At 31.3% G+C, this 21,612-nt stretch carries 18 protein-coding genes; 9 read left to right on the top strand and 9 right to left on the bottom strand.

Annotation, left to right across the window (positions count from 1 at the left end; genetic code table 11):
• Both SVN78_00185 and larA read left to right on the top strand, forming a co-directional pair.
• Positions 1–559, top strand: a 559-nt coding sequence (locus SVN78_00185; protein ID MDY6820022.1) for a GTP 3',8-cyclase MoaA, incomplete at its 5' end; no start/stop codon positions are given.
• Positions 528–1,814, top strand: coding sequence for a nickel-dependent lactate racemase (gene larA / locus SVN78_00180; GenBank protein ID MDY6820021.1), 1,287 nt, complete (start codon positions 528–530; stop codon positions 1,812–1,814). The genes SVN78_00185 and larA, both read left to right, overlap by 32 nt.
• Before the next feature lie 7 nt (positions 1,815–1,821).
• Here larA and SVN78_00175 read toward each other — a convergent pair whose 3' ends face one another.
• The 3 genes from SVN78_00175 to hflK form a co-directional block, all read right to left on the bottom strand.
• Positions 1,822–2,442 (bottom strand): hypothetical protein, encoded by a 621-nt coding sequence (locus tag SVN78_00175; protein ID MDY6820020.1) that lies wholly within the window; start codon positions 2,440–2,442, stop codon positions 1,822–1,824.
• A gap of 195 nt (positions 2,443–2,637) precedes the next feature.
• Positions 2,638–3,492: a protease modulator HflC gene (locus SVN78_00170; GenBank protein ID MDY6820019.1), complete on the bottom strand. Its 855-nt coding sequence runs from the start codon at positions 3,490–3,492 to the stop codon at positions 2,638–2,640.
• Positions 3,482–4,468: an FtsH protease activity modulator HflK gene (gene hflK, locus SVN78_00165; GenBank protein MDY6820018.1), complete on the bottom strand. Its 987-nt coding sequence runs from the start codon at positions 4,466–4,468 to the stop codon at positions 3,482–3,484. The genes SVN78_00170 and hflK overlap by 11 nt, the downstream gene beginning before the upstream one ends.
• A gap of 436 nt (positions 4,469–4,904) precedes the next feature.
• Between hflK and SVN78_00160 the strand changes: the two genes are divergently transcribed.
• Together SVN78_00160 and SVN78_00155 are read left to right on the top strand one after the other, a co-directional pair.
• On the top strand, positions 4,905–5,378 hold the full coding sequence (locus SVN78_00160) for a DUF2147 domain-containing protein (GenBank protein MDY6820017.1): 474 nt from the start codon (positions 4,905–4,907) through the stop codon (positions 5,376–5,378).
• Complete coding sequence (locus SVN78_00155) at positions 5,368–5,829, top strand: PaaI family thioesterase (GenBank protein ID MDY6820016.1); 462 nt, start codon at positions 5,368–5,370, stop codon at positions 5,827–5,829. The genes SVN78_00160 and SVN78_00155 overlap by 11 nt, the downstream gene beginning before the upstream one ends.
• 125 nt (positions 5,830–5,954) lie before the next feature.
• Here SVN78_00155 and SVN78_00150 read toward each other — a convergent pair whose 3' ends face one another.
• From SVN78_00150 to SVN78_00135, 4 genes are all read right to left on the bottom strand, one after another.
• The gene (locus SVN78_00150; protein ID MDY6820015.1) at positions 5,955–7,226 is read right to left on the bottom strand and encodes an acyl-CoA dehydrogenase family protein; all 1,272 of its coding nucleotides are present in this window, start codon (positions 7,224–7,226) and stop codon (positions 5,955–5,957) included.
• An 89-nt stretch (positions 7,227–7,315) separates the two neighbouring features.
• A complete protein-coding gene (locus SVN78_00145; GenBank protein MDY6820014.1) occupies positions 7,316–7,948 on the bottom strand; it encodes a TetR/AcrR family transcriptional regulator in 633 nt (210 codons plus the stop codon).
• A 152-nt stretch (positions 7,949–8,100) separates the two neighbouring features.
• Entirely contained in the window at positions 8,101–8,868 is a 768-nt protein-coding gene (locus SVN78_00140; protein ID MDY6820013.1) for an acyl-CoA dehydratase activase, read from the bottom strand.
• A gap of 21 nt (positions 8,869–8,889) precedes the next feature.
• On the bottom strand, positions 8,890–10,173 hold the full coding sequence (locus SVN78_00135) for a double-cubane-cluster-containing anaerobic reductase (GenBank protein MDY6820012.1): 1,284 nt from the start codon (positions 10,171–10,173) through the stop codon (positions 8,890–8,892).
• A 216-nt stretch (positions 10,174–10,389) separates the two neighbouring features.
• Between SVN78_00135 and glpK the strand changes: the two genes are divergently transcribed.
• The 3 genes from glpK to SVN78_00120 all read left to right on the top strand — a co-directional run bounded on the left by glpK (position 10,390) and on the right by SVN78_00120 (position 13,817).
• Positions 10,390–11,877 carry a glycerol kinase GlpK gene (gene glpK / locus SVN78_00130; protein MDY6820011.1) on the top strand — a complete coding sequence of 496 codons (1,488 nt, stop codon included), beginning with the start codon at positions 10,390–10,392 and terminating at the stop codon, positions 11,875–11,877.
• A gap of 37 nt (positions 11,878–11,914) precedes the next feature.
• Complete coding sequence (locus tag SVN78_00125) at positions 11,915–12,220, top strand: DUF6506 family protein (protein MDY6820010.1); 306 nt, start codon at positions 11,915–11,917, stop codon at positions 12,218–12,220.
• Between the two features lie 127 nt (positions 12,221–12,347).
• On the top strand, positions 12,348–13,817 hold the full coding sequence (locus SVN78_00120) for a polyphosphate:AMP phosphotransferase (GenBank protein ID MDY6820009.1): 1,470 nt from the start codon (positions 12,348–12,350) through the stop codon (positions 13,815–13,817).
• A gap of 385 nt (positions 13,818–14,202) precedes the next feature.
• Here SVN78_00120 and SVN78_00115 read toward each other — a convergent pair whose 3' ends face one another.
• Positions 14,203–16,329 (bottom strand): LUD domain-containing protein, encoded by a 2,127-nt coding sequence (locus tag SVN78_00115; GenBank protein ID MDY6820008.1) that lies wholly within the window; start codon positions 16,327–16,329, stop codon positions 14,203–14,205.
• Between the two features lies 1 nt (position 16,330).
• Positions 16,331–16,804 carry an LUD domain-containing protein gene (locus SVN78_00110; protein ID MDY6820007.1) on the bottom strand — a complete coding sequence of 158 codons (474 nt, stop codon included), beginning with the start codon at positions 16,802–16,804 and terminating at the stop codon, positions 16,331–16,333.
• 211 nt (positions 16,805–17,015) lie between these two features.
• Here SVN78_00110 and nifJ point away from each other — a divergent pair, with 211 nt between their 5' ends.
• Together nifJ and SVN78_00100 are read left to right on the top strand one after the other, a co-directional pair.
• On the top strand, positions 17,016–20,573 hold the full coding sequence (gene nifJ / locus SVN78_00105; GenBank protein ID MDY6820006.1) for a pyruvate:ferredoxin (flavodoxin) oxidoreductase: 3,558 nt from the start codon (positions 17,016–17,018) through the stop codon (positions 20,571–20,573).
• An 85-nt stretch (positions 20,574–20,658) separates the two neighbouring features.
• The gene (locus tag SVN78_00100) at positions 20,659–21,567 is read left to right on the top strand and encodes a hypothetical protein (protein ID MDY6820005.1); all 909 of its coding nucleotides are present in this window, start codon (positions 20,659–20,661) and stop codon (positions 21,565–21,567) included.
• The last annotated feature ends 45 nt before the right edge of the window (positions 21,568–21,612 follow it).

The following is a 21,612-nucleotide window of genomic DNA, read 5'->3' as shown; positions in this document are numbered from 1 at the left end:
AAGAATATTAGAGAATATCGAATTAGCAAATAAACTAGGTTTTAAACCCATAAAAATAAATACTGTGCTTTTAAAAGGTTTTAATGATGGTGAAATATTAGATTTCTGTGAGTTTGCAGCAAAAACAAATACATTTGTTAGATTCATTGAGTTTATGCCAGTTGGAGATAATAAATGGAATGAGGATAAAATAATAAAAAAAGAGGATGTGCTGAAAATAATCTCATCTAAATACAGCTTTAAAAAAATAGAGGATCATTATAATACAACCTCCACAGACTATCAACTATCTAATGGTGGTATTATTGGACTTATAACACCCATTACTAATCATTTTTGTAAATATTGTAATAAAATAAGAATATTAGCAAATGGCAATATAAGACCCTGTTTGCTCTCAAATAACGAAATATCGCTCTTTGACATTATCAAAAAAAGGGATAGCAAAAACTTTCTTAAAACAGTCCAAAAAGCAATAGACATGAAACCAAAAAATCATAATATAATTAATGATAAAGGTGGTGGTAATGACACGCCTATGTCCTCAATTGGTGGATAATCTACATATAAGATATGGTAAAGAAATATTTAATATTAAACTACCATTTAAAGTCGAATTGATAGATTCTAATAAAGAAACACCTCACTTAAGCAATGATGAAATATATAAAAAAACAATGACCTACGCTATAAAAAGTCAAAGTCTAAATGCACTCATCAATAAAGCAAAGAAAATTCTAATAGTTCTACCGGATATAACAAGAAAAAGTGGCGTTAAATTTATTTTACCCTATTTAATAAATGATATTTGTAAAAATAATAAACCCTTTAATATAATATTCGCCACTGGGATTCATAGGTCAATAACATCAAATGAAATTAAAGAAATAATTGGTTATGATATATATGATATAGTTAAAGATAAGGTTATAGAACACAATCCATATGATAGAATAAACCATATATATTATGGTAAAACAAAAAAAGGAACACCCTTGCTACTAAATAGTGCTTATCACAATAGTGATCTAATAATAACTATTGGAGCAATTACATACCACTATTTTGCAGGATTTGGTGGTGGACGTAAAATGATTATACCAGGGATCGCGGCAGAAAATACAATTATTAATAATCACAAGCTCGTAATAGATGAAAAAAACCTAAAAAGAAGACCAACTGCAACAACGGGAAAACTGCAAAACAACCCAGTACATAACGATATCATTGAAGGTGTTATGATAACCAAAGCTAACAAAACGCTATTTGCAATAAATACAATTATAGATGAGAAGGAAAATTTAATAGATATTGTAAGTGGTGATCTTTTTATGTCCCACATAGAAGCCTGTAGAGAATATTTTGACATGACTGCAATTAAGGTTAACAAAAAATATGATATATTAATTGTATCCTGCGGCGGTTTTCCAAAAGACATTAATATGGTACAGGCCCACAAATCACTAAATAGAATCTCTAATATTGCCAAAGAAAAGGCTCAAATATATTTTTTTAGTGAATGCATTGATGGGTTTGGCAACAATTATTTTAAAGAATTTTTCGATATAGGAAGCTCTAAAGAAATGATCAAAGAGCTAATTAAGAATTATCATGTTAATAGACAAACTGCATATTCGTTAAAATTACTCACTGAAAATTATGATATAAATCTCTACTCAAATTTTGATGAACAAGAATGCAGAAAAATGGGCTTTAAGAAAATAAACTCCATAGAGGCGCTTAAAACAATAAATCCGAATAATAGAAACATTGCTTTTATTCCTAATGCTTATAATTATCTCTTTGAAGATTAACTCTATTTTAATTATGATTATGTACGTGTTTATCACCTACAAACAACAAAGGAAAAACTATATCACTTGTACAACAAGGTAACCATACAGCTAAAAACAAGAATATAAAGACAACAATACTTGTAAATATATCTACTGAACCTCCTGCCATAAGAATATGGAAGAGTGAGGCCCATGTGCTAATTAATACGTGTAAAAAATGGGGAATCTTAGTAATAGCTTTAAAATAGGCTATAATTATTCCCAATATAGCAAGAGGATTAACTAGCCACCATTTTTCAATAAACCCTAAATGAATACCACGATTTGGAAGATCTAACAACCATTCGCCTAGATATGGCACAATGGAATCACTTATAGTTGCTATTCCCACAGAACCAATATATCCAATTATAAAAACATTTAGAAAAGTTGGTTTATAATTATTATCAGATTTATATATTATTAAAAGAGATGTCGTTACAAGTGCACTCATTAACACATGCAGTGGGTGAAAAATATAGAAAATCTTATATGAAACCTCATAAGGAACAGTTCTTAACAAGAGCAACAAAACTATCCCTGTTATTGCCCCAACAGTAGTAAAGGGCATATGATTCTTTAATTCTTTAGCTATTAAACTCAACATATTAGTTTGTTTAATAATATTAATATATTTAAAAGTCAATCAATAAGATTTATTTTAAAAAAATAACTTTTATAGTTTTATCAACAATATCAAAATTGCTAACGTATCTTTACTTATAAAAAATCTCTCACTTGTAAGTTACTTAAACAGCCAAAAAAATGAATTTTATAATAATGAGGCACAACAAATGTGCTTTTATTTTATAAAAAGATAATTAAACAATTTATCATCTGTTGATAAAAATAGATGACTGCTGTTATCAATAATCTTGTTATATACCTCTAAGGATTTCATATAATTGTAGAATTCAGGATCCTTGCTATAGGCTTTAGATGTGATTTTTATAACTTGAGCATCTGCTTTTCCCTTTATCTCCTCCATTTTCCTATAAGCTTCTGCTATTATAACCCGCCTCTCTTTATCTGTCCTTGATCGAATTTTTGCAGCTTCCTCCTTCCCCTCTGACCTATATCTTTTTGCTATCCTTATTCTCTCTGATCTCATCCTGTCAAAAACCCTCTCCTCATTTTCTTTTGGTAGATCTGCCCTTTTAATTCTCACGTCATCAATATAAACACCATATTCTTCAGCTTTTTTTCTGGACAAAGTTGTAACATTGTGCATTATTTTTTTTCTATTTTCTGAAATAACTGAAGATAAATTATGATTTGCAAGCTCTATCCTCATTTCAGAGTATATAATATCATCTATACGTGTTAATGCTCTTTCCATATCTCTCACTGTAAGATAAAATCTAAGTGGATCGACTATCCTCCATTTACAGTAATTATCTACAACCAATATCTTTTTATCTTTGGTTATTATTTCTGCAGGTTCTGCATCGTACTCAAGTAGCTTTTTACTTAAGGTATTCACTTTTTGAATAAATGGTATTTTCATCTTTAAACCGGGGTCTTTTATTACATTAACAGGTTCGCCCATTTGTGTAATAATTACCTGCTCTGATACTTCAACAGTAAAAAGAGCATTAATTAACAAAATTATCATCAATAATAACAAAACAGATATAATAACTAAACTATTTTTCACTTCCAATCTCCTTTCTCTTAATACTATCTAGACCCAACAAAGGTCTAATTTCAGTTATATTGGAGTCAAATATGTAGTTTCTGCTTTTACTTAAAAATTTACTCACATTTTCTAAGTATAAACGTCTCTTTGTAATTAGCGGAGATTTTTTGTACTCCTCAAAAATTTGCAAGAATCTAGAGGTCTCACCCTTTGCCTGTTCAACTTGCTCTGAACTATATGCCTGAGCCTGGTATATTATTGAGGCAGCTTTTGCTCTGGCTTTTGGTATCACTTCATTCCTATAAGCTTTTGCTTCATTGACAAATCTATTTCTATCTTCTTTTGCACTAGCAACATCTTTAAAGGCAGCATCCACTGGTGTTGGTGGGGATATATCTTGTAATTGTACTAATACAACTTTTACCCCACAATTATAGCTATCTAAAATTTTTTGTAATGATCTCATTGTTTCAATCTGAATCCTGCCTTTACCTGTTGTTAATATATCATCTATTTTTTCTTTCCCTGCAACTTCTCTAATAACAGCTTCGGCTGCCTCTTTAATAGTTTTTCTAACATTAGAAACCTCATAGAGATATTTGATTATATCGCTAATCTTATATTGAACAATAAAATCAATACTTACTATGTTTTCATCCCCTGTAAGCATTAATGACTCACTAGAAATCTCTTTCACTCTACCACCCACTGTTGTTCTATAACCAACCTCTATTCTATGAATCTTTGCTATCTCTGCTTTATCAACAGTCTCAATCGGAAAGGGCATATGATAATGCAGCCCTGGACCAACAATCTTTACAACTTTGCCAAACCTTTTTACAACTCCATTCTCGCTAGCATCTATCATGTATAAACCAGTTGATACCCAAACCAACAAGATAATAATAGCAATAATAAAAATAACTCTCAAATCTTTAAATTTAATCTTTTTAAAATTAATTCTTATATTCCCAAAGGGATCTTTTTCTATCATTTATTCAGACTCCTCAATTTATATTACCCTAGTATATATAGTAACATAAAATATAAGAATATAAAATATTAATTGAAAAAATTTAAATGTTTAATTTTTGGATAAATAGGTCCTTAGCGAATTACGATTACTTACAATTTTAGTAAATACACAAGTTTTACATAATTTACTGTAATCTATTAAAATGCCACAATTTATCTTATAATAAATAAACTTTTTAACATAATAATGTATTTGTTAATTATAAAACAAAAAACTTTTAATTTATAAAATACTAGAAAAATATTTTAAAGCTTCATCTAATAAACTAGTGTTAAATAAGATGTTTAACTACTTAATAAATTATATTGAATGAATATTTTTATTCATATTGACAAACATATAATTCCTTTTTATAATATGTTACCTTTATATAACAAAACATTAGGAGGTAATTATGAGAAATCTGTTGAAGTTATTTATGGTGTTCTGTTTGACTTTTGCTTTTACGCAAACTATCTTTGCACAAAATGACGATGAGACCATTCTTGGTCAGTGGAAAACTATTGATGATGAAACTGGTAAACCAAAATCAATAGTTAATTTATACATAGAGAACGGCAAACTCTATGGTAAGATAGTGAAACTTTTTAGGGAAGAAGGAGAAGATCCTGATCCAGTATGTGACAAATGTGAAGGGGAATATAAGAATAAAAAGATAATTGGTATGGTTATTATCAATGGATTAACAAAAGAAGATAATGTGTGGACCAATGGTAAAATTCTTGATCCTGAAAAGGGTAAATGGTATAGAACTAAAATATGGGAAGAAGATGGAAAATTACAGGTGAGAGGTTATGTAGCTTTTTTTCATAGAACTCAAGAATGGGTTAGACCAACTAAGGAGGAAATGTTTAAGGGTGAATTATAATAATGTGAATGATAATAGTAAACAGCTGATTGAAATAGCAAATAAAATATTATCAAAAGAACCCTTTAGTATATTCTTGGAAGCAAAGATATTAGACTTCCAAATAGGTAGTGTTATATTAGAAATACCTATCAGTGAAAATTACTTACAGCAAAATGGGTTTGTCCATGGTGGTGTACTAAGCTATGCAGCAGACAATGCTCTGTCATTTGCAGGAGGTTCTGTCTTGGGGACCAATGTGCTGACCCTTGAATTTAAAATAAATTATTTGAGGCCAGCAATTGGAAAAAGCCTCTTAGCATATGGGAATGCAATCTATTCAAGTAAAAGGCAGGCAGCTTGTAGAAGCGATATTTATGTGGTTAATAAGGAGGATGATAAAAAGCTATGCGCAATAGCTCAAGGAACTATTATAACAATAGATAATCAAAATAATAGTAAAATGAGCTAGAATAGCATAAAGGCCTCCTTATTTTAACTTTAGTGTAGTAAATTATTACAGCGAAATATAATATATGTGGTTACATCAATATTTATAGTCAGTTACATTTGTTTTTAAAAAATAAATGTAACTGACTATTTATTATAGCTTTTCCACATATCGTCATCATTATAGCATTTTTCTTGTTCAGCCTTTGAATTAGCTGCATCTTTCTCAATATCTCTAGCACCATAACTATTTTTTAGTATTTCATTATACCACTCATGTTGAATAAGTAGATTCATTATCTCATTTGTACCTGTCCAAATTTGGGCAAGCCTTGAATCACGAACAATTTTCTCTATAGGATAGACATCTGTATAACCAATACCACCCATCACTTGCATAGCAATATTACTTACATCCCACGCCATTTTTGTTGCAAATTTTTTAGCCTCGCTAACAAGTCTCCTCTTATTTGGAGCATCATTGTCAATAGCTTTTGCTGCCATATATGTTATACTTCTTGCTGCATCTAATTGTGTCACCGCATCGCTTATCATAAAACTAACACCCTGGAACTTTCTAATAGGTTTGCCAAAAGCAATCCTTTTGTCGCTATATTTTGTAGCAATTTCAATTGCAGCCCGTGCCATACCTAAACTTGCTGCTGCCGAGGTTAATCTCTCTGGTATCATCATTTGGTTGAAAACAATTGCACCTCCGTGCAGTTCACCTACTATATTTTCCTTGGGCACTTTTACATTTCTAAATACAAGCCTACCTGTGCCTCCACCCCTTGTGCCATGAAGACCGTAGACATATTCTGTTTCAATTTCATCACAACGCTCAACAATAAAAGTACTGATACGCTGATATTTATTAGCATCTTCACTAAGATTTGTTCTACAGTATACAAGAAAGATATCAGCTTCTGCTGCTCCTACTACAAATCTTTTCTGACCCCTAATAACAAAATGGTCACCCTTTTCCTCAGCAACTGTAGCAGCCCCAAAAAAATCTGAGCCACCCCTTGGCTCGGTTAAAGCTTCAGCACATATTTTCTCGCCACTTAATATTGGTTTTAAATATTTTTCTTTCTGTTTTTCTGTTCCAAAGACACTAAGAGCCTCACCTACTATAGAAGGCATAACAAAGGCACAGCCAAGGGCAGTACCTAAAACACCGATTTCTTCCTCAGCTTGTACTTCTGCACCCCAAGTAAGCCCTCTTCCACCCCACTTTGGATCAAATCTGAGGCCCAATAAATTATTTTTACCTAATTCTCTAACAAAATCCCTGGGATATTTAATTTCATCTCTATCCATTGCCTGGATATATTCTGATGATATACGGTCTCTAGCAAATTCCCTGACTTCCCTTTGAATATCTTTCTCTTGTTTGTTTAATAATTCTTTATAAAACATATAACACCTCCATTATATTCCCTTAATAATCTTACGCAGTTCAACCTTGTTTATTTTGCCTGCACTAGTTAGCGGGATTTTAGCACCATTTATAAACTATTATTTTCTTTATATATGTTATCTCTAAATATATTAACAAAAATTAACGCCAATTTTTTCATATGATTTTTTACCTCTTCTTTTTTTCTACCAGGATAATTTATAAACGTTATAAGAATTCCATTAATACCTGAAAAAAACAGATGAGTTAAATATCTTAATCTGTTTTTACCACCTTCCTTTTGAATTACCATTTCTATTCGATCTAAAAAGGATTTCATTGAATTATTAAAATTTTGCGTTAATTTATTATCGAAATTGCCACCTATCATAAACTGAGACATCATCATAAAGTAATGGTCATTTTCACTAAGATAATCTATAAGTATATTAGCAGTTTCGTTTAACATGTTTTTATCCACCGGCTTATCAATAAGGTTATCTAATCTATTCTTTAGCTCTTCTAAGCCCATCAAAAATACTTCTAAAAATAATTCATCTTTATCGTGAAAATAGCGATAGATACTTGCATGAGATATGCCAGCATTTATTGCAATCTCTCTCATACTAACCTTCTGAACCGGCTTTTCACTAAATACTTTTAATGCTGCCCTAATTATAATTGATCTTTTAACTTTTCTTTCATGGTTCTTAAAATCTAAAAAAGTAGCCGGAATATCCATAAAAAACACTCCTTATTAAATAAACCATATTAATTATAATGTTACCATTGGTTAATAAACAATTCAACAAAAATTATAAAATTTTTTTAATATATAATTAATCTGCATAATAAATTAGATTTATATTAACAAAAATTTATTCTGTCACTTTTTCAGTGATTAATTTTATTAAACTTCTTAGAAGCAAAAACTGCAGCTCCATAGGCGCCTATAAATTGAGGCATATTACTAACTATTAAATTGGTATTTAACGTTTCCTTTAGCATTGAAACAATACAGTTATTCTTAGCTACCCCTCCTGCAAAAACAACAGACTCAACTATACCTATTCTATTTAACATTGATACAGCTCTTTTCACAACTGTCCTATTTACTGCATTTGCTATATTCTCCCTTCTTTCCCCTTTTGTTAATAGAGATATAACCTCAGATTCAGCAAAAACTGTACATGTGCTATTAATCACAACCTGCTTATCACAAGTTAAATGTTTATTATCACCTAATTCATCAATAGAATAACCAAGGGTTTCAGCCATAATCTCAAGAAATTTTCCTGTACCTGCGGCACATTTATCATTCATTTCAAATTTAGCAATTTTACCACTATTATCAATTGATATGACTTTAATATCCTGGCCACCAATGTCTAATACCGTTCTTGCATCTGGAAATAAATTAAAAACACCTATTGCATAGGCTTTTATCTCTGTGATAGTATCAATAACATCAAAATAACTCTCTAAGATATATCTACCATAACCTGTTGCTACAAGTTTAGAATAGCTATATTTACTAAGTAGTTTTTCTACAGTTTTTGAAGGGTCATATCCTGTCTTTACAATCTCATAGTTAATATTCCTGCTATCATCTAAGAGAACAAACTTTATTGTTGTTGAGCCTATATCTAAACCTGCAAACATTTACAATCAGTTATACCAACTTCATTCTAATCTTTCCAAAAAAGCTTCTATTCTTGTTCTAAGCTGGCCTATATCCTCATTACTATAATCGGTTTCAATTTTTAATGTGGGGATCCCCTCCATCTCTAATGATTTTTCAATATTATATGACTCAATCATATAGGGTTGACAAAATTGCAATGAATAGTGAATAACCCCATCAGCATTATATTTCTTATACATCTCTTTTATATGCTTTAATCTTTCAGGGTTTGGAGTAAATATTGCACATTCAATTTGAAAATAGCGATCAACTATTGCATCAATTAATTCATCTACTGTTTCCCCTGTGTTATTAACTAAGTTTCTAATACCCCTTTCACCAACACAAGACTCCTCGCCTACAATAACTGCATTATTTTTTTCAATGAGGCTTGGTATTTTCCAATTGGGTAAAGCCATAGGACAACCTGTAATAATTAATCTCTTAGCATCTTTATTTTTAACCCCACTACCACTTTTAATCCTTTCTTCAAGCTCATCGCATAATTTATTAACAGAATCAGTAAAACGAATTGGATCATCATAAAAATAGATTTGATTTATCAAAAGTGAATCAAGCCCAGATATAGATATGCATTCTGAAGATCTTAAATTATTTAATCTATCTATAGCTTTTCTTTTGTTGTTAACTATGTCAATTCCTTTTTTTAAACTTTCTACATCAATTTTATGCCCTGTTAACTTTTCAACAGCATCTTTAAATCTTATATATTCATTTTTTAAGAGTTTTTTACCAATCTCTGTCTTCATTTGTGGTAAATCAATTATATGTAGATTAGGCACTAAATTATCCAAAGTCTCATAGGCTTTCTTCTTACCATCACAGGTATTTTCACCTACAATCATATCGCAGGCTTCAATATAGGGACAAACATTGCCTAATTTAAAGCCAAAAGCAGATTTTATTAAAGCACATAGGTTCCTAGGCAATATCTCCTCAACCTTTTCTGTCATAAAATCAGCACCTGTGCAAAGCCCCACCAATGTTGAACCAGTAGCTCTAACTATTTCCTCAGGCACAAACACACAAAATGAGCCAATTACCTTTTTACCCTCTTTCTTTGAATCAATTAATTCTTTTATCCTCAAGCCATGAACTTCTTGCATCACAAAATTAAAATAATCCATTGATTTAGGTCTATTCTTTTGACTTAGATAAACCTTTGAATAATTATCGCTAACGGCATTTAAAAGCAGATCATGTGAATTTAAATCCAAACCTAAGGACTGCCACATCTGCCTATAATTATTTTCCTTATCCATATACGCCACCCTCCATTAATATAAGAATTATATCTTTATTGCATCTATGTCAAGCTCCACACTTGTTATTCAATTCATTTAAAGTTTAATTTCCCTCGATTTTATATAATAATTGTTTTAAATATATTAACAAGTTGTATAGACATAAAATTATTAAAATTATATAATATTAATTATATTTTAAAATCTTTAATAACCTTTGACATGGAGGTTAAAATGAAAAAATTTTTAATAGGCATTGATCAGGGTACATCAAGTTCAAGAGCTATTCTACAATCTGTAGATGGAGACGTCGAATATTTAGCTCAAAGCGAGTTCCAATGTATATACCCTAAAATTCAATGGGTAGAGCAAAACCCCGATGATATTTTAAAGACAACTATATCAAGCTGTAAAAAAGCCATAGAAAAAGCTAATGAACTCAAAGGTAGTATTGAAGCAATTGGCATAACCAACCAAAGAGAAACTACAATAATTTGGGACAAAAAAAGTGGAGAACCTGTATATAATGCCATTGTATGGCAAGATAGAAGAACATCAGACCTCTGCACTAATCTAATTAATAATGGCTATGAAAAAGAAATAACTTCAAGAACTGGTTTAGTTGTAGACCCATATTTTTCTGCAACAAAAATAAAGTGGCTTCTTGACAATATAACAAATTTAAGGGAAAGAGCAAAGAAAGGAGAACTAGCCTTTGGAACAATAGATACATTTTTATTATGGCACTTAACTGGTGGGAAAGTTCACGCAACAGATGCTACAAATGCATCAAGAACAATGCTTTTCAATCTAGCTAAGCAAGATTGGGATGATGAGATTTTAAGAGAATTATCTATCCCAAGACAAATTTTACCTGAGATAAAATGTAGCTCAGATATTTATGGGGTTACTAATAAAAATATTATAGGCTGTGAAATACCTATAACTGCAATTTTGGGGGATCAGCAAGCAGCTGCCGTAGGTCAAGCTTGTTTTGAACCTGGTATTTTAAAATGCACTTACGGAACGGGGTGTTTTGCAATAATGAATATAGGCGAAGATCCTGTTTATTCACATAATAGGTTATTAACAACTGTTGCATATAAATTAAAAGATAAAACCACTTATGCTCTTGAAGGGTCTGTATTTGTCGCAGGTGCGGCAGTCCAGTGGTTAAGAGATAATTTGAAAGTAATTAAAACAGCCGCAGAGACAGAAAGTTTGGCGAAAAAACTAACTGACAATGAGGGTGTATACATAGTACCTGCTTTTACAGGTCTTGGTGCGCCCTATTGGGACTCTAAAGCAAGAGGTATAATAGTAGGCTTAACAAGAAATACAAAAATTGAACATTTAGCAAGAGCTGTTTTAGAAGCTGCTTGTTACCAGACATATGATTTATATGACGCAATGAACAAAGATTGTGGGATTGAATTATTTGCACTAAGGGTTGATGGTGGCATGACCGATAATAAATGGATGTTACAGTATCTAGCTGATATCTCTAATTTAACTGTTGCTAAATCTAAAGTAACACAGATTACAGCTTTTGGAATAGCTGCATTTGCAGGTCTTGCAGTAGGTATTTACAATGATTTAAAGGATATAGAAAAATTACTTAAAATTGAATCTGAATATAAACCATCTATGGATGAATATAAAAGAAAACAATATATAAAAAACTGGCGCCTTGCAATTAAAGCGACAAGAGGATATAAATAATATTAAATAATATTAACTATTTTAATAGGAGGCAAAGATGTCATTAAAAGCAGCATTTATCTTTTTATCACCTCAGGCTGAGCCTACAAAAGACAAAAGCATAGTTAAAACACCTGATGTTGAGCTACACGTAATAGCTTGTAAAAACTATGAGGATGCCTGTAAAATTTCAAAACAATTGTTAGAAGAAAATTTTGTAGCCATAGAGCTATGTGGTGGCTTTGGCAACGTAGGTGCAGCTGAAGTTACTAAAGCAGTTGATAATAAAATTCCCGTTGGCGTAGTCAGATTTGATATCCATCCTGGATTAAACAATAAAAGTGGTGACAACATATTCATGTAAATTCTAACTATTAAATAAAAAAGTGGAACTTCCGAAGTCAGATGAAATTTTAACTTGCGAAGTTGGAAGAAATTGATGGTTTCATTATTAAATTGACAATTTCATCAATTAAGTATAACGTTATGTTGTGTTTAATGATATCCAGTATAGCACTGATATAAGCAAGGATGAATATAAAAGCTCAATAAATAATATTATTGGCGACCTCGTTTCGCTACAATATAAATTCAAAGATCATAGAGGTCCACTCATAATCATAATTTCTGGTTTTTATGGAGCAGGAATAGAAAAACTTCTGAATTTTATATCTCATCATATCGATATGCGTCTTGTCAAGGTACATACTTCATGGAAGAAGGTATATAACAAAGAAAAACCTCACCTTTATAATTACTGGCAGGCGCTCCCTGAAAGAGGAAAAACTGCTATTTTTCTACACGGATGGTATAAAAAGCCTATAAAGGATTATGTTAATGGCAAAATTAGCGCTTTAGAATTTGAAAATCACCTCATAGATATAGAAAAATTAGAAAAAATGTTAGCTGAGGATGGAGCGGTTTTTTTGAAATTTTGGTTATTTATTGATAAAAAGAGAATGAAAAATGTAATAAAGAAGGCAGAGAATATTTTTGGAAACTCCATTGAAAATGTTATTAAGGAAATTAAGTGGAATTATAAATATTATGAAAAATTCTCATTAGCATCTGAAAAGGCTATAATCACTACAGACACATCATTTGCTAGATGGAACATAATAAATGCTCGCTCTAAACGATATTTAAAAGTAAATGTATTAAAGAGTATACACGAATTATTCAGTGTATATAAGCAACAAGAAAATGTATGCATAAACACTACACTTCCAAAACATATAAATAATAGTATACCACCTATATTAAGCAATGTAGACCTGTCAAAAACCTTAAGTAAAAATAAATATGAGAAAAAATTAAAAGAATTAGGAAAAAATATATATGAAATAACCTGGAAAAGTTATTATAAAAAAGTAGGTATTATTTTAGTATTCGAAGGCTTTGATGCCGCTGGCAAAGGTGGATGCATTAGAAGGCTAACTGATGTTATAGACACCAGGTTGTACAATATTTACCAAACAACAGCACCTTCAGATTATGAAAAACGATTTCACTATCTCTGGAGATTTTGGAACCAAGTACCATCCAAAGGATTTATCACTATTTTTGATAGATCATGGTATGGACGAGTATTAGTTGAAAGAATTGAAAATCTTGCAAATTACACAGAATGGTCAAGGGCATACGAAGAAATAAATAGTTTTGAGGAACAATTATTTCATAGTGGTATAAAAATATTAAAATTTTGGCTTCACCTATCAAAGGATGAACAATTAAGAAGATTTAAAGAAAGGGAAGAATTGCCATGGAAACGTTATAAAATTACTGAAGAAGACTGGAGAAATAGAAGTAAATGGGAAGAGTATGAAAAATGTGCTAATGAGGTCTTTTTGAGGACTAACACATCTTTTGCACCATGGTTGATTATACCCTCTAACAATAAGCAATATGCAAGAATTGAAGTAATGAAAAACCTATATAATACACTAAGAAGTGCTATCTAAATATATTTAGATAAAAGGGTGACACTGAAAATACAATTTAACATAATAAAAATTACAGTCGAGCATAGCTTTTGAGAAAGATTGTTACTTATTAAGTAAATGCTTAAAATAATTAATAGTAGCTTTTAATCCAATTTCTAAGCTAACTGATGATTCCCAATCAAGCAATTTGTTGGCTAAGATTATGTTAAGTTTTCTCTTAAACATGTTTTATAATTTCAAAATAGGGATCTTTTAAAAGTTCTTTATATTCTCTTTGTTTTTCGTAAAAAAATTATCGACACAAAGGACTTCACAGTTCTCATCAAGTAGTCTTTCGCCACCTGTAACCAATACCCTCTTTTTTATATATCTAATCAGTTTAAGATAATCTATTAATTAAAATTTAAGTATAATAACTATTTAATATCTCTGATAAATGTTTAACAGTTTTATTAGAACCTTTCTTTTTAAGAGCTCCATCAATTTGCATTATACAGGCTGGACAATCAGTTATAACAATATCACAATTTGTATCAAAAATATTATTAAGCTTTTTATTTATTATAACATTAGAAACATCTCTATAGCTGACAGAAAAGGTACCACCAAAGCCACAACAGACATCACTATCACTCATAGGTATATATTTATCACCTGCAAGTTTTCTTATTAAGCCTTCTGAGGAAGTGTTTTGTCCTCTCCTTAAATGGCAAGGGATATGGTATGTAACCTTTTTATCTAAATTCAATGTCAGATCAAAACCATTCTCCTCTAAAAACATATTGAGGGACTTTGTGTTATTTTTTAAGTGCTGACTAAATTTATATAGAGACGGATCATCCTGAACAAAATATGAGACCTCTGATATAAAGGCTACAGCACATGTTGGGCAAAGTGTAATATAGGCGCTATAAAGCCTTGGATAACCTAAAGATTTAATCAATTTTCTTATGAGTTTAAAGGCATTACTTTTATCACCTTGGTGAATTAGAGGCATACCACAACATGCAGGATTTTTGGGTATATCAACACCAACTCCCAACCTGTCTAAGAACTTAACTAGATCAATACCAATGTCGGGATATATATATTCAATCATACACCCTGGATAGAAAAATACATCATTTTTGATATTTTCTTTATAAAAATCTTTATTATATATCTCAGTAAAGCTTTTCTTTTTAACCGATGGTAGCTTCCTAAAATCTTTCTTAATTAAAGGTAAATCTGACTTTATATAATTACCATCCTCTTCTAAAAAAGGTCTCTCCACAACTCTTACCAACCTAAAGGACTGATCCATTAAGAATGGTCTTGCAAAGCTAATATTATTAATAGCTTTCATAATCTTTCCCTTATGATATTTTTCAGATAATGAAAGCTTTAGATAGGTGATAATGCTTTCTAAATCAATATTAGAAGGACAATTCTCAGAACAAGCCTTGCAACCAATACACATATCAAATAAATCTAGTGCTTTTTTTTCTGTATGATATAATGCTGTCAGAATCAATCCAATTGGTCCAACATAAATATCTCCAAAAATATGCCCTCCAACAACCTCATAAACAGGACAAACATTAGCACAACTGCCACACCTAATACACTTAAATACATCCTTTAAAATAGGGTGCCGCAATAAGGACAATCTACCATTATCTAACAAAACATAGTGGACTTCTTTTTTTTGGCCTTTATTCTTTAGAGATTCATTACAACCTTTAACCATAGTGACATAAGAACTAAAATGCTGGCCTGTCGTAGATTTTGATAGTATCTTTAAAATTTTGCTGGCTGAACTAAAATTATCTACAATCTTATCATAGCCCGCTATCACTATATGAACTGGTGGTATTGTTGATGTAAGCCTCCCATTACCCTCATTTGTTACAATTACACTTGAGCCACTTGAAGCAATAAGTATATTGGCACCTGTTATCCCAACATCAGCATCAAAAAAACTGCTTCTTAGAATACGCCTTGCAATCTCAACCATCTGCTTTGTGTCATTTTCATCTATAGATTTTTTAGCGGCTTTAGACAAAACAGCTGCTACTTGTTTCCTATTTTTATGTAATGCTGGTATTACCATATGTGATGGCTTCTCGTTACACAGCTGGATAAGCCACTCACCTAAATCTGTCTCTGCTCTTTCAATACCTGCAAATTCAATATATCTATTTAGATCAGTTTCCTCGGCAGTCATTGATTTTGATTTAATAACTTTCTTTGCATTATGTTTCCTACATACATTAATTATATACCTAGCAGCATCAACCCCATTTTTAGCTTTATATATATAACAGCCTGCCTTTGAAGCATTATCAATAAACTCTCTTGACAATGTTTCAATATTATTTAATAGATCTAACCTTAGCTTACCTACACTTTCTCTCAAAGCATTAAAATCTAAGTCTCCAAAGGCTACCTCTTTCTTGCTTTTATAATCACTTGCAAAATTTGTTAAATGTTTTTGGAAGAAAGAATCCTCTATTCTACTTTTAATATCTTTTTTTATGTTCCTTTTCATTTTAATCCTTTTTTACTACTATTATTCTTTGCTCTTTTGGACCATGCACACCTATTATTAATTGATTTTCAATATCCGCTGTTCTTGAAGGACCAGTTATAATAGTTATGTAGTTTTTTTCTTTCTTTGTCTCCCTTTCAATATACTTTGAAATACTATCTAAGGTATCAACTATATTATTCTCAAGTAATATATATGTTATACTATCAGATAGCATTGAAGCCCTATTGATGTTTTCATCTGATGAAATTAAAACAATACTACCAGTCTCGGCAATGCCATAATCTGCTTGTAATAGTGACGCCCTAATACCTTTTTCATTAATATCCACTTTTTTAAATAACTCAAAATAGGGAACATAAACAAAATCAAACTCATCAATTAAGTTTCTCTTATATAAATTGAAATCTCTTTCATTAACAACTTCATTTTCGTTCCCAGCTACAATTGAGTATTTTAAAAACAAATCAATCATAAGAAGATAATATCTAAAAAACCAAAAAAATGCAATTTTATTAAATAGTTATTAAAATTTTATATCATTATAAAGATTATTTTTTATTGCATTCTATTAACTATAATATATAATAAATGAGATATTTTGCTATTGATGTTGCAATGCATTTTTATTTAGTTAAATCATTAAATTTGTTTAAATATGACCAATCAAATATAAAGGAGGCACTATGGGCAATAAAAAATATATCACAATTGATGGAAATACAGCTGCTGCATATACTGCACATGCCACAAATGAAGTAATATCAATCTACCCAATCACTCCATCCTCAGTTATGGGAGAATTAGCTGATGAAAAGAGCGCTAAAGGTGAAAAAAATATATGGGGAGAAGTGCCAAAAGTTGTTGAAATGCAATCTGAAGCAGGTGCAGCAGGAACTTGTCATGGTTCAATAACTACAGGGGCGCTAACAACAACTTTCACTGCATCACAGGGTTTACTGTTAATGATTCCCAACATGTATAAGATTGCAGGAGAATTAACCCCAACTGTTTTTCATGTAAGTGCACGAGCTGTAGCCACACATGCTCTATCAATTTTTGGCGATCATTCTGATGTTATGACCTGCAGACCAACTGGTTGGGCATTACTAGCTTCAGCCAACCCACAAGAAGTTATGGATTTTGCGCTAATTGCACAAATGGCATCTTTGGAAAGTTATATTCCTGTTTTGCATTTTTTTGATGGCTTTAGAACCTCTCATGAGATTAGAAAGGTTGAACAAATTGATTTTGATATAATGAGACAACTCATTGATGATAATCTTGTATCAAAATTAAGACAAAGGGGTTTAAATCCTGAAAGGCCAATGATAAAAGGAACATCACAAAACCCAGATGTTTTCTTCCAAAGTAGAGAGGCAGTAAATAAGTTTTACGATAGATTTCCTCAAATACTACAAAAAAATATGGATAAATTTTATGAAGCAGTGGGTAGGAGATATAACTTAGTTGATTATGTAGGTCATCCTGAGGCAGAAAAAGTTTTAGTTATTATGGGATCCGGTGCTGACGTTGCCCACGAGACAGTTGAGTATATGAACCAATTAGGTGAAAAGGTGGGTGTTTTAAAGTTTAGGCTATTTAGACCCTTTCCTTTAGATGCATTTGTAAAGAACTTACCAAAAAGTGTTAAAAAGTTTGCAGTATTGGATAGAACCAAAGAACCAGGCGCACTAGGCGAACCAATGTATCTTGATATAAGAACAGCAATAGGTGAAGCTATGCAAAAAGGCCTATTTGAATTTAAGGGGTATCCTATTGTTGTTGGTGGGAGATACGGCCTTGGTTCAAAGGACTTCACCCCAGCAATGATAAAGGGCGTTTTTGACAACTTAGATAAGAGCGAGCCAATCAATAATTTCTCTGTAGGAATACATGATGATGTTGCCTTTAGAAGTGTAGATTATGACCCTGAATGGTTAACGCCTCAAGATGACATCTACAATGCAATGTTTTATGGTCTTGGTGCAGATGGTACTGTTGGGGCAAACAAAAATTCTGCAAAGATAATTGGTGAAATGACTGAAAACTACGTCCAAGCTTATTTTGTCTATGACTCTAAAAAAGCAGGCTCCCTTACAACCTCACATTTGCGCTTTGGTAAAAGAGAGATTAGGAGTTCCTATTTGATCCAAAAAGCAGATTTTATAGCATGTCACAACTTTGCATTTCTAGAAAAATATGATCTCTTAAAACCATTGAAAGAAAATGGAACATTTTTGCTCAACTCTATATATAGTAAAGATGAAGTATGGGATAAATTACCATCTACTGTGCAAGAACTACTTATTGAGAGAAAACCAAAAATGTATATTATAAATGCTAGTGAAATAGCTGAAAGAATTGGTTTAGGTCCTCGTATAAATGTTATTCTACAAACAGCCTTCTTTAAAATTTCTAATATTATCCCCTTTGATCAAGCTTTAGAAGCAATAAAAGAAACTATCAAAAAAACTTATGGTAGATACGGCGAAAAAGTAGTAAATATGAACATAGAAGCAGTAAACGCTGCGGTTAATGAGCTAATAGAGGTTGAAATACCTAACAAGGTTACAAGTAATATATCTATGAAAAAATGTGCTATACCGCCTGATAGTGATAATTTTATAAAAGAAACAATTTGTAAATTAATTCCAAATGAAGGTGATGCACTACCTGTTTCAAAACTTCCCTTTGATGGCACCTATCCAACTGGCACTTCTAAATATGAAAAGAGAAATGTGGCGTTACAAATCCCTGTATGGGAGCCAGAATTATGTATACAATGTGGCATATGCTCCTTTGTTTGCCCTCATGCAACTATTAGAATGAAAATATATGATGAGAAATATTTAAAAGATGCGCCCCCTACTTTCAAATTTACTGATGCAAAGGGCAAAGAATATAAGGGAATGAAGTTTACTATACAAATAGCAGCTGAGGATTGCACAGGATGTGGAGCATGTGTGTTCAATTGCCCAGCTAAAAGTAAAAGCGAGCCAGATAAAAAAGCAATTAATATGATGCCTCAACCACCATTAAGGGAAACAGAGTCCAAAAACTTTGAATATTTCTTAAAGATACCCGAGCTACCTTATGATAAATATAACAAAAAAACAATTAAAGGATCTCAGCTAGCACCACATCTTTTTGAGTTTTCAGGGGCATGCCCTGGCTGTGGTGAAACTCCCTATGTTAGATTAATGCTCCAACTATTTGGTGATAGAGCAATAATTGGAAATGCTACAGGTTGTTCATCTATTTATATCGGAAACCTTCCAACAACACCATTTACAAAAAGGGCAGATGGAAGAGGCCCTACATGGTCTAACTCGCTATTTGAAGATACTGCAGAATTTGCCTATGGTATGCGTTTAGCAGTAAATTCTTTTAGGTCACAGGCTTTAAAATTATTAGAAAAATTAAGGGATAAAATTGATAGCTCTCTCGCTGATGAGATTGCAACTGCAAGAACAATAGAGCAAGTTGAGATTGAAGAACAAAGACAAAGGGTCGTCAAATTAAAAGAGCAGCTTAGAAATATTGATAGCTTAGAAGCTAAAAAACTATATGAACTAGCTGACTTTCTCATACCTATGTCTATATGGGGTGTAGGTGGTGATGGTTGGGCATATGATATAGGCTATGGTGGATTAGACCACATACTTGCCCAAAAAGAAAATGTAAATTTATTAGTACTTGATACAGAAGTCTATTCAAACACAGGAGGACAAGCATCTAAGGCAACCTCCCTTGGTGCTTTTGCAAAATTTGCTTTTGCAGGAAAGCCAACTGATAAGAAAGATTTGGGATTAATGGCAATGACTTATGGTCATACCTATGTGGCCCATGTATCTTTATCTAATCCAGCTCATTGCATAAGAACATTTATTGAAGCAGAAAACTACAATGGCCCATCAATTATTATAGCTGATAGCCATTGTATTGCCCATGGTATTGATATGAGCAAAGGTGTTGAGCAGCAAAAACTTGCCATCAACTGTGGGTTTAATATGCTTTATAGGTATAACCCACAACTACTGAATGAAGGTAAAAACCCACTAAAGATTGACTCAAAAGAGCCTAAAGAATCGGTTATTGAGTTTATGAAAACTGAAAACAGATTTAGAGCGGTAATGAAAATGTTTCCAGAAAGGGCAAAAATGCTGGCATCTGAAGCAGAAAAAAATATTAAAAGAAAATATAATCTATACAAATACCTAGAAAATATGGATAAGTGCTAAAAATTAAAATCTAATTCCAAAAAAGCCAGTTTAAAAACTGGCTTTTTTTATTCCTAAATTGCTAAATAAGAATTATATTTAATTGATGATCACTGCTGGGATTGATATTGGGAGTAACACAGTTAGATTGCTAATCGCAGATATTAAAAATAAAAATATTAATAAAATTATATTTGAAGATAGAAAAATTACAAGACTAGCTGAAAATCTAATTGATAATGGCTATCTACAAGATGATGCAATCAATCGCACAGTTGAAGTGCTGAAAAAATTTAAAAAAAACATAGATATATACAAACCTGAAAAAATAAAAACTATAGCAACTTCGGCTGTAAGAGAAGCAAAAAACAGTGAAATATTTCTTGAAAAGGTCTCAAAAATTGGTCTAAACGTTGAAGTTATTGATGGAGAAAGTGAGGGTTATTATACCTATTTAGGAGTTAATAGTATATTAAAAATAAATGATAAAAATACACTTATATTTGACATTGGTGGCGGATCCACTGAATTTATATATATTTTAAACAAACAAGTTGAATATATTAAAAGCTTATCTTTGGGCGTTGTTAAATTAGCAGATATCTTTAGAGTTGACGATAAACTTGATAACAATACTAAACTAGATTTAATAAAATATATTAATCCTATAATCAATAATCTAGATCAATCTTTAAAACCTGATATGCTTGTAGGTACAGCTGGAACAATAACAACTATTGCAGCAATAGATAGCAATTTAAAAAAATATGACAGAAATTTAATAAATAACTATAAATTAAAAAAAGATAATATCAAAAATATATTTAATCATTTAGCTAGTATAAACTCAGTAGAACGTGTTAAGAAATACCCTCTATTAAAAGGTAGAGAAGATCTTATTATTCCAGGGATTCTTATTATATTATCCATAATGGATTATTTTAATATTAATATTTTAACGGTTAGTGACTTTGGACTAAGAGAGGGCTTAACTATTGCAGCTGCAATGGTATAACTTAATAATCATTCCCCTATTATCAGGAATTGTAGGTTATATTAC

The sequence above is a fragment of the Deferribacterota bacterium genome (assembly GCA_034189185.1).
Taxonomy (GTDB): Bacteria; Chrysiogenota; Deferribacteres; order Deferribacterales; family UBA228; genus UBA228.
This window is presented reverse-complemented; position numbering and strand designations above follow the sequence as displayed.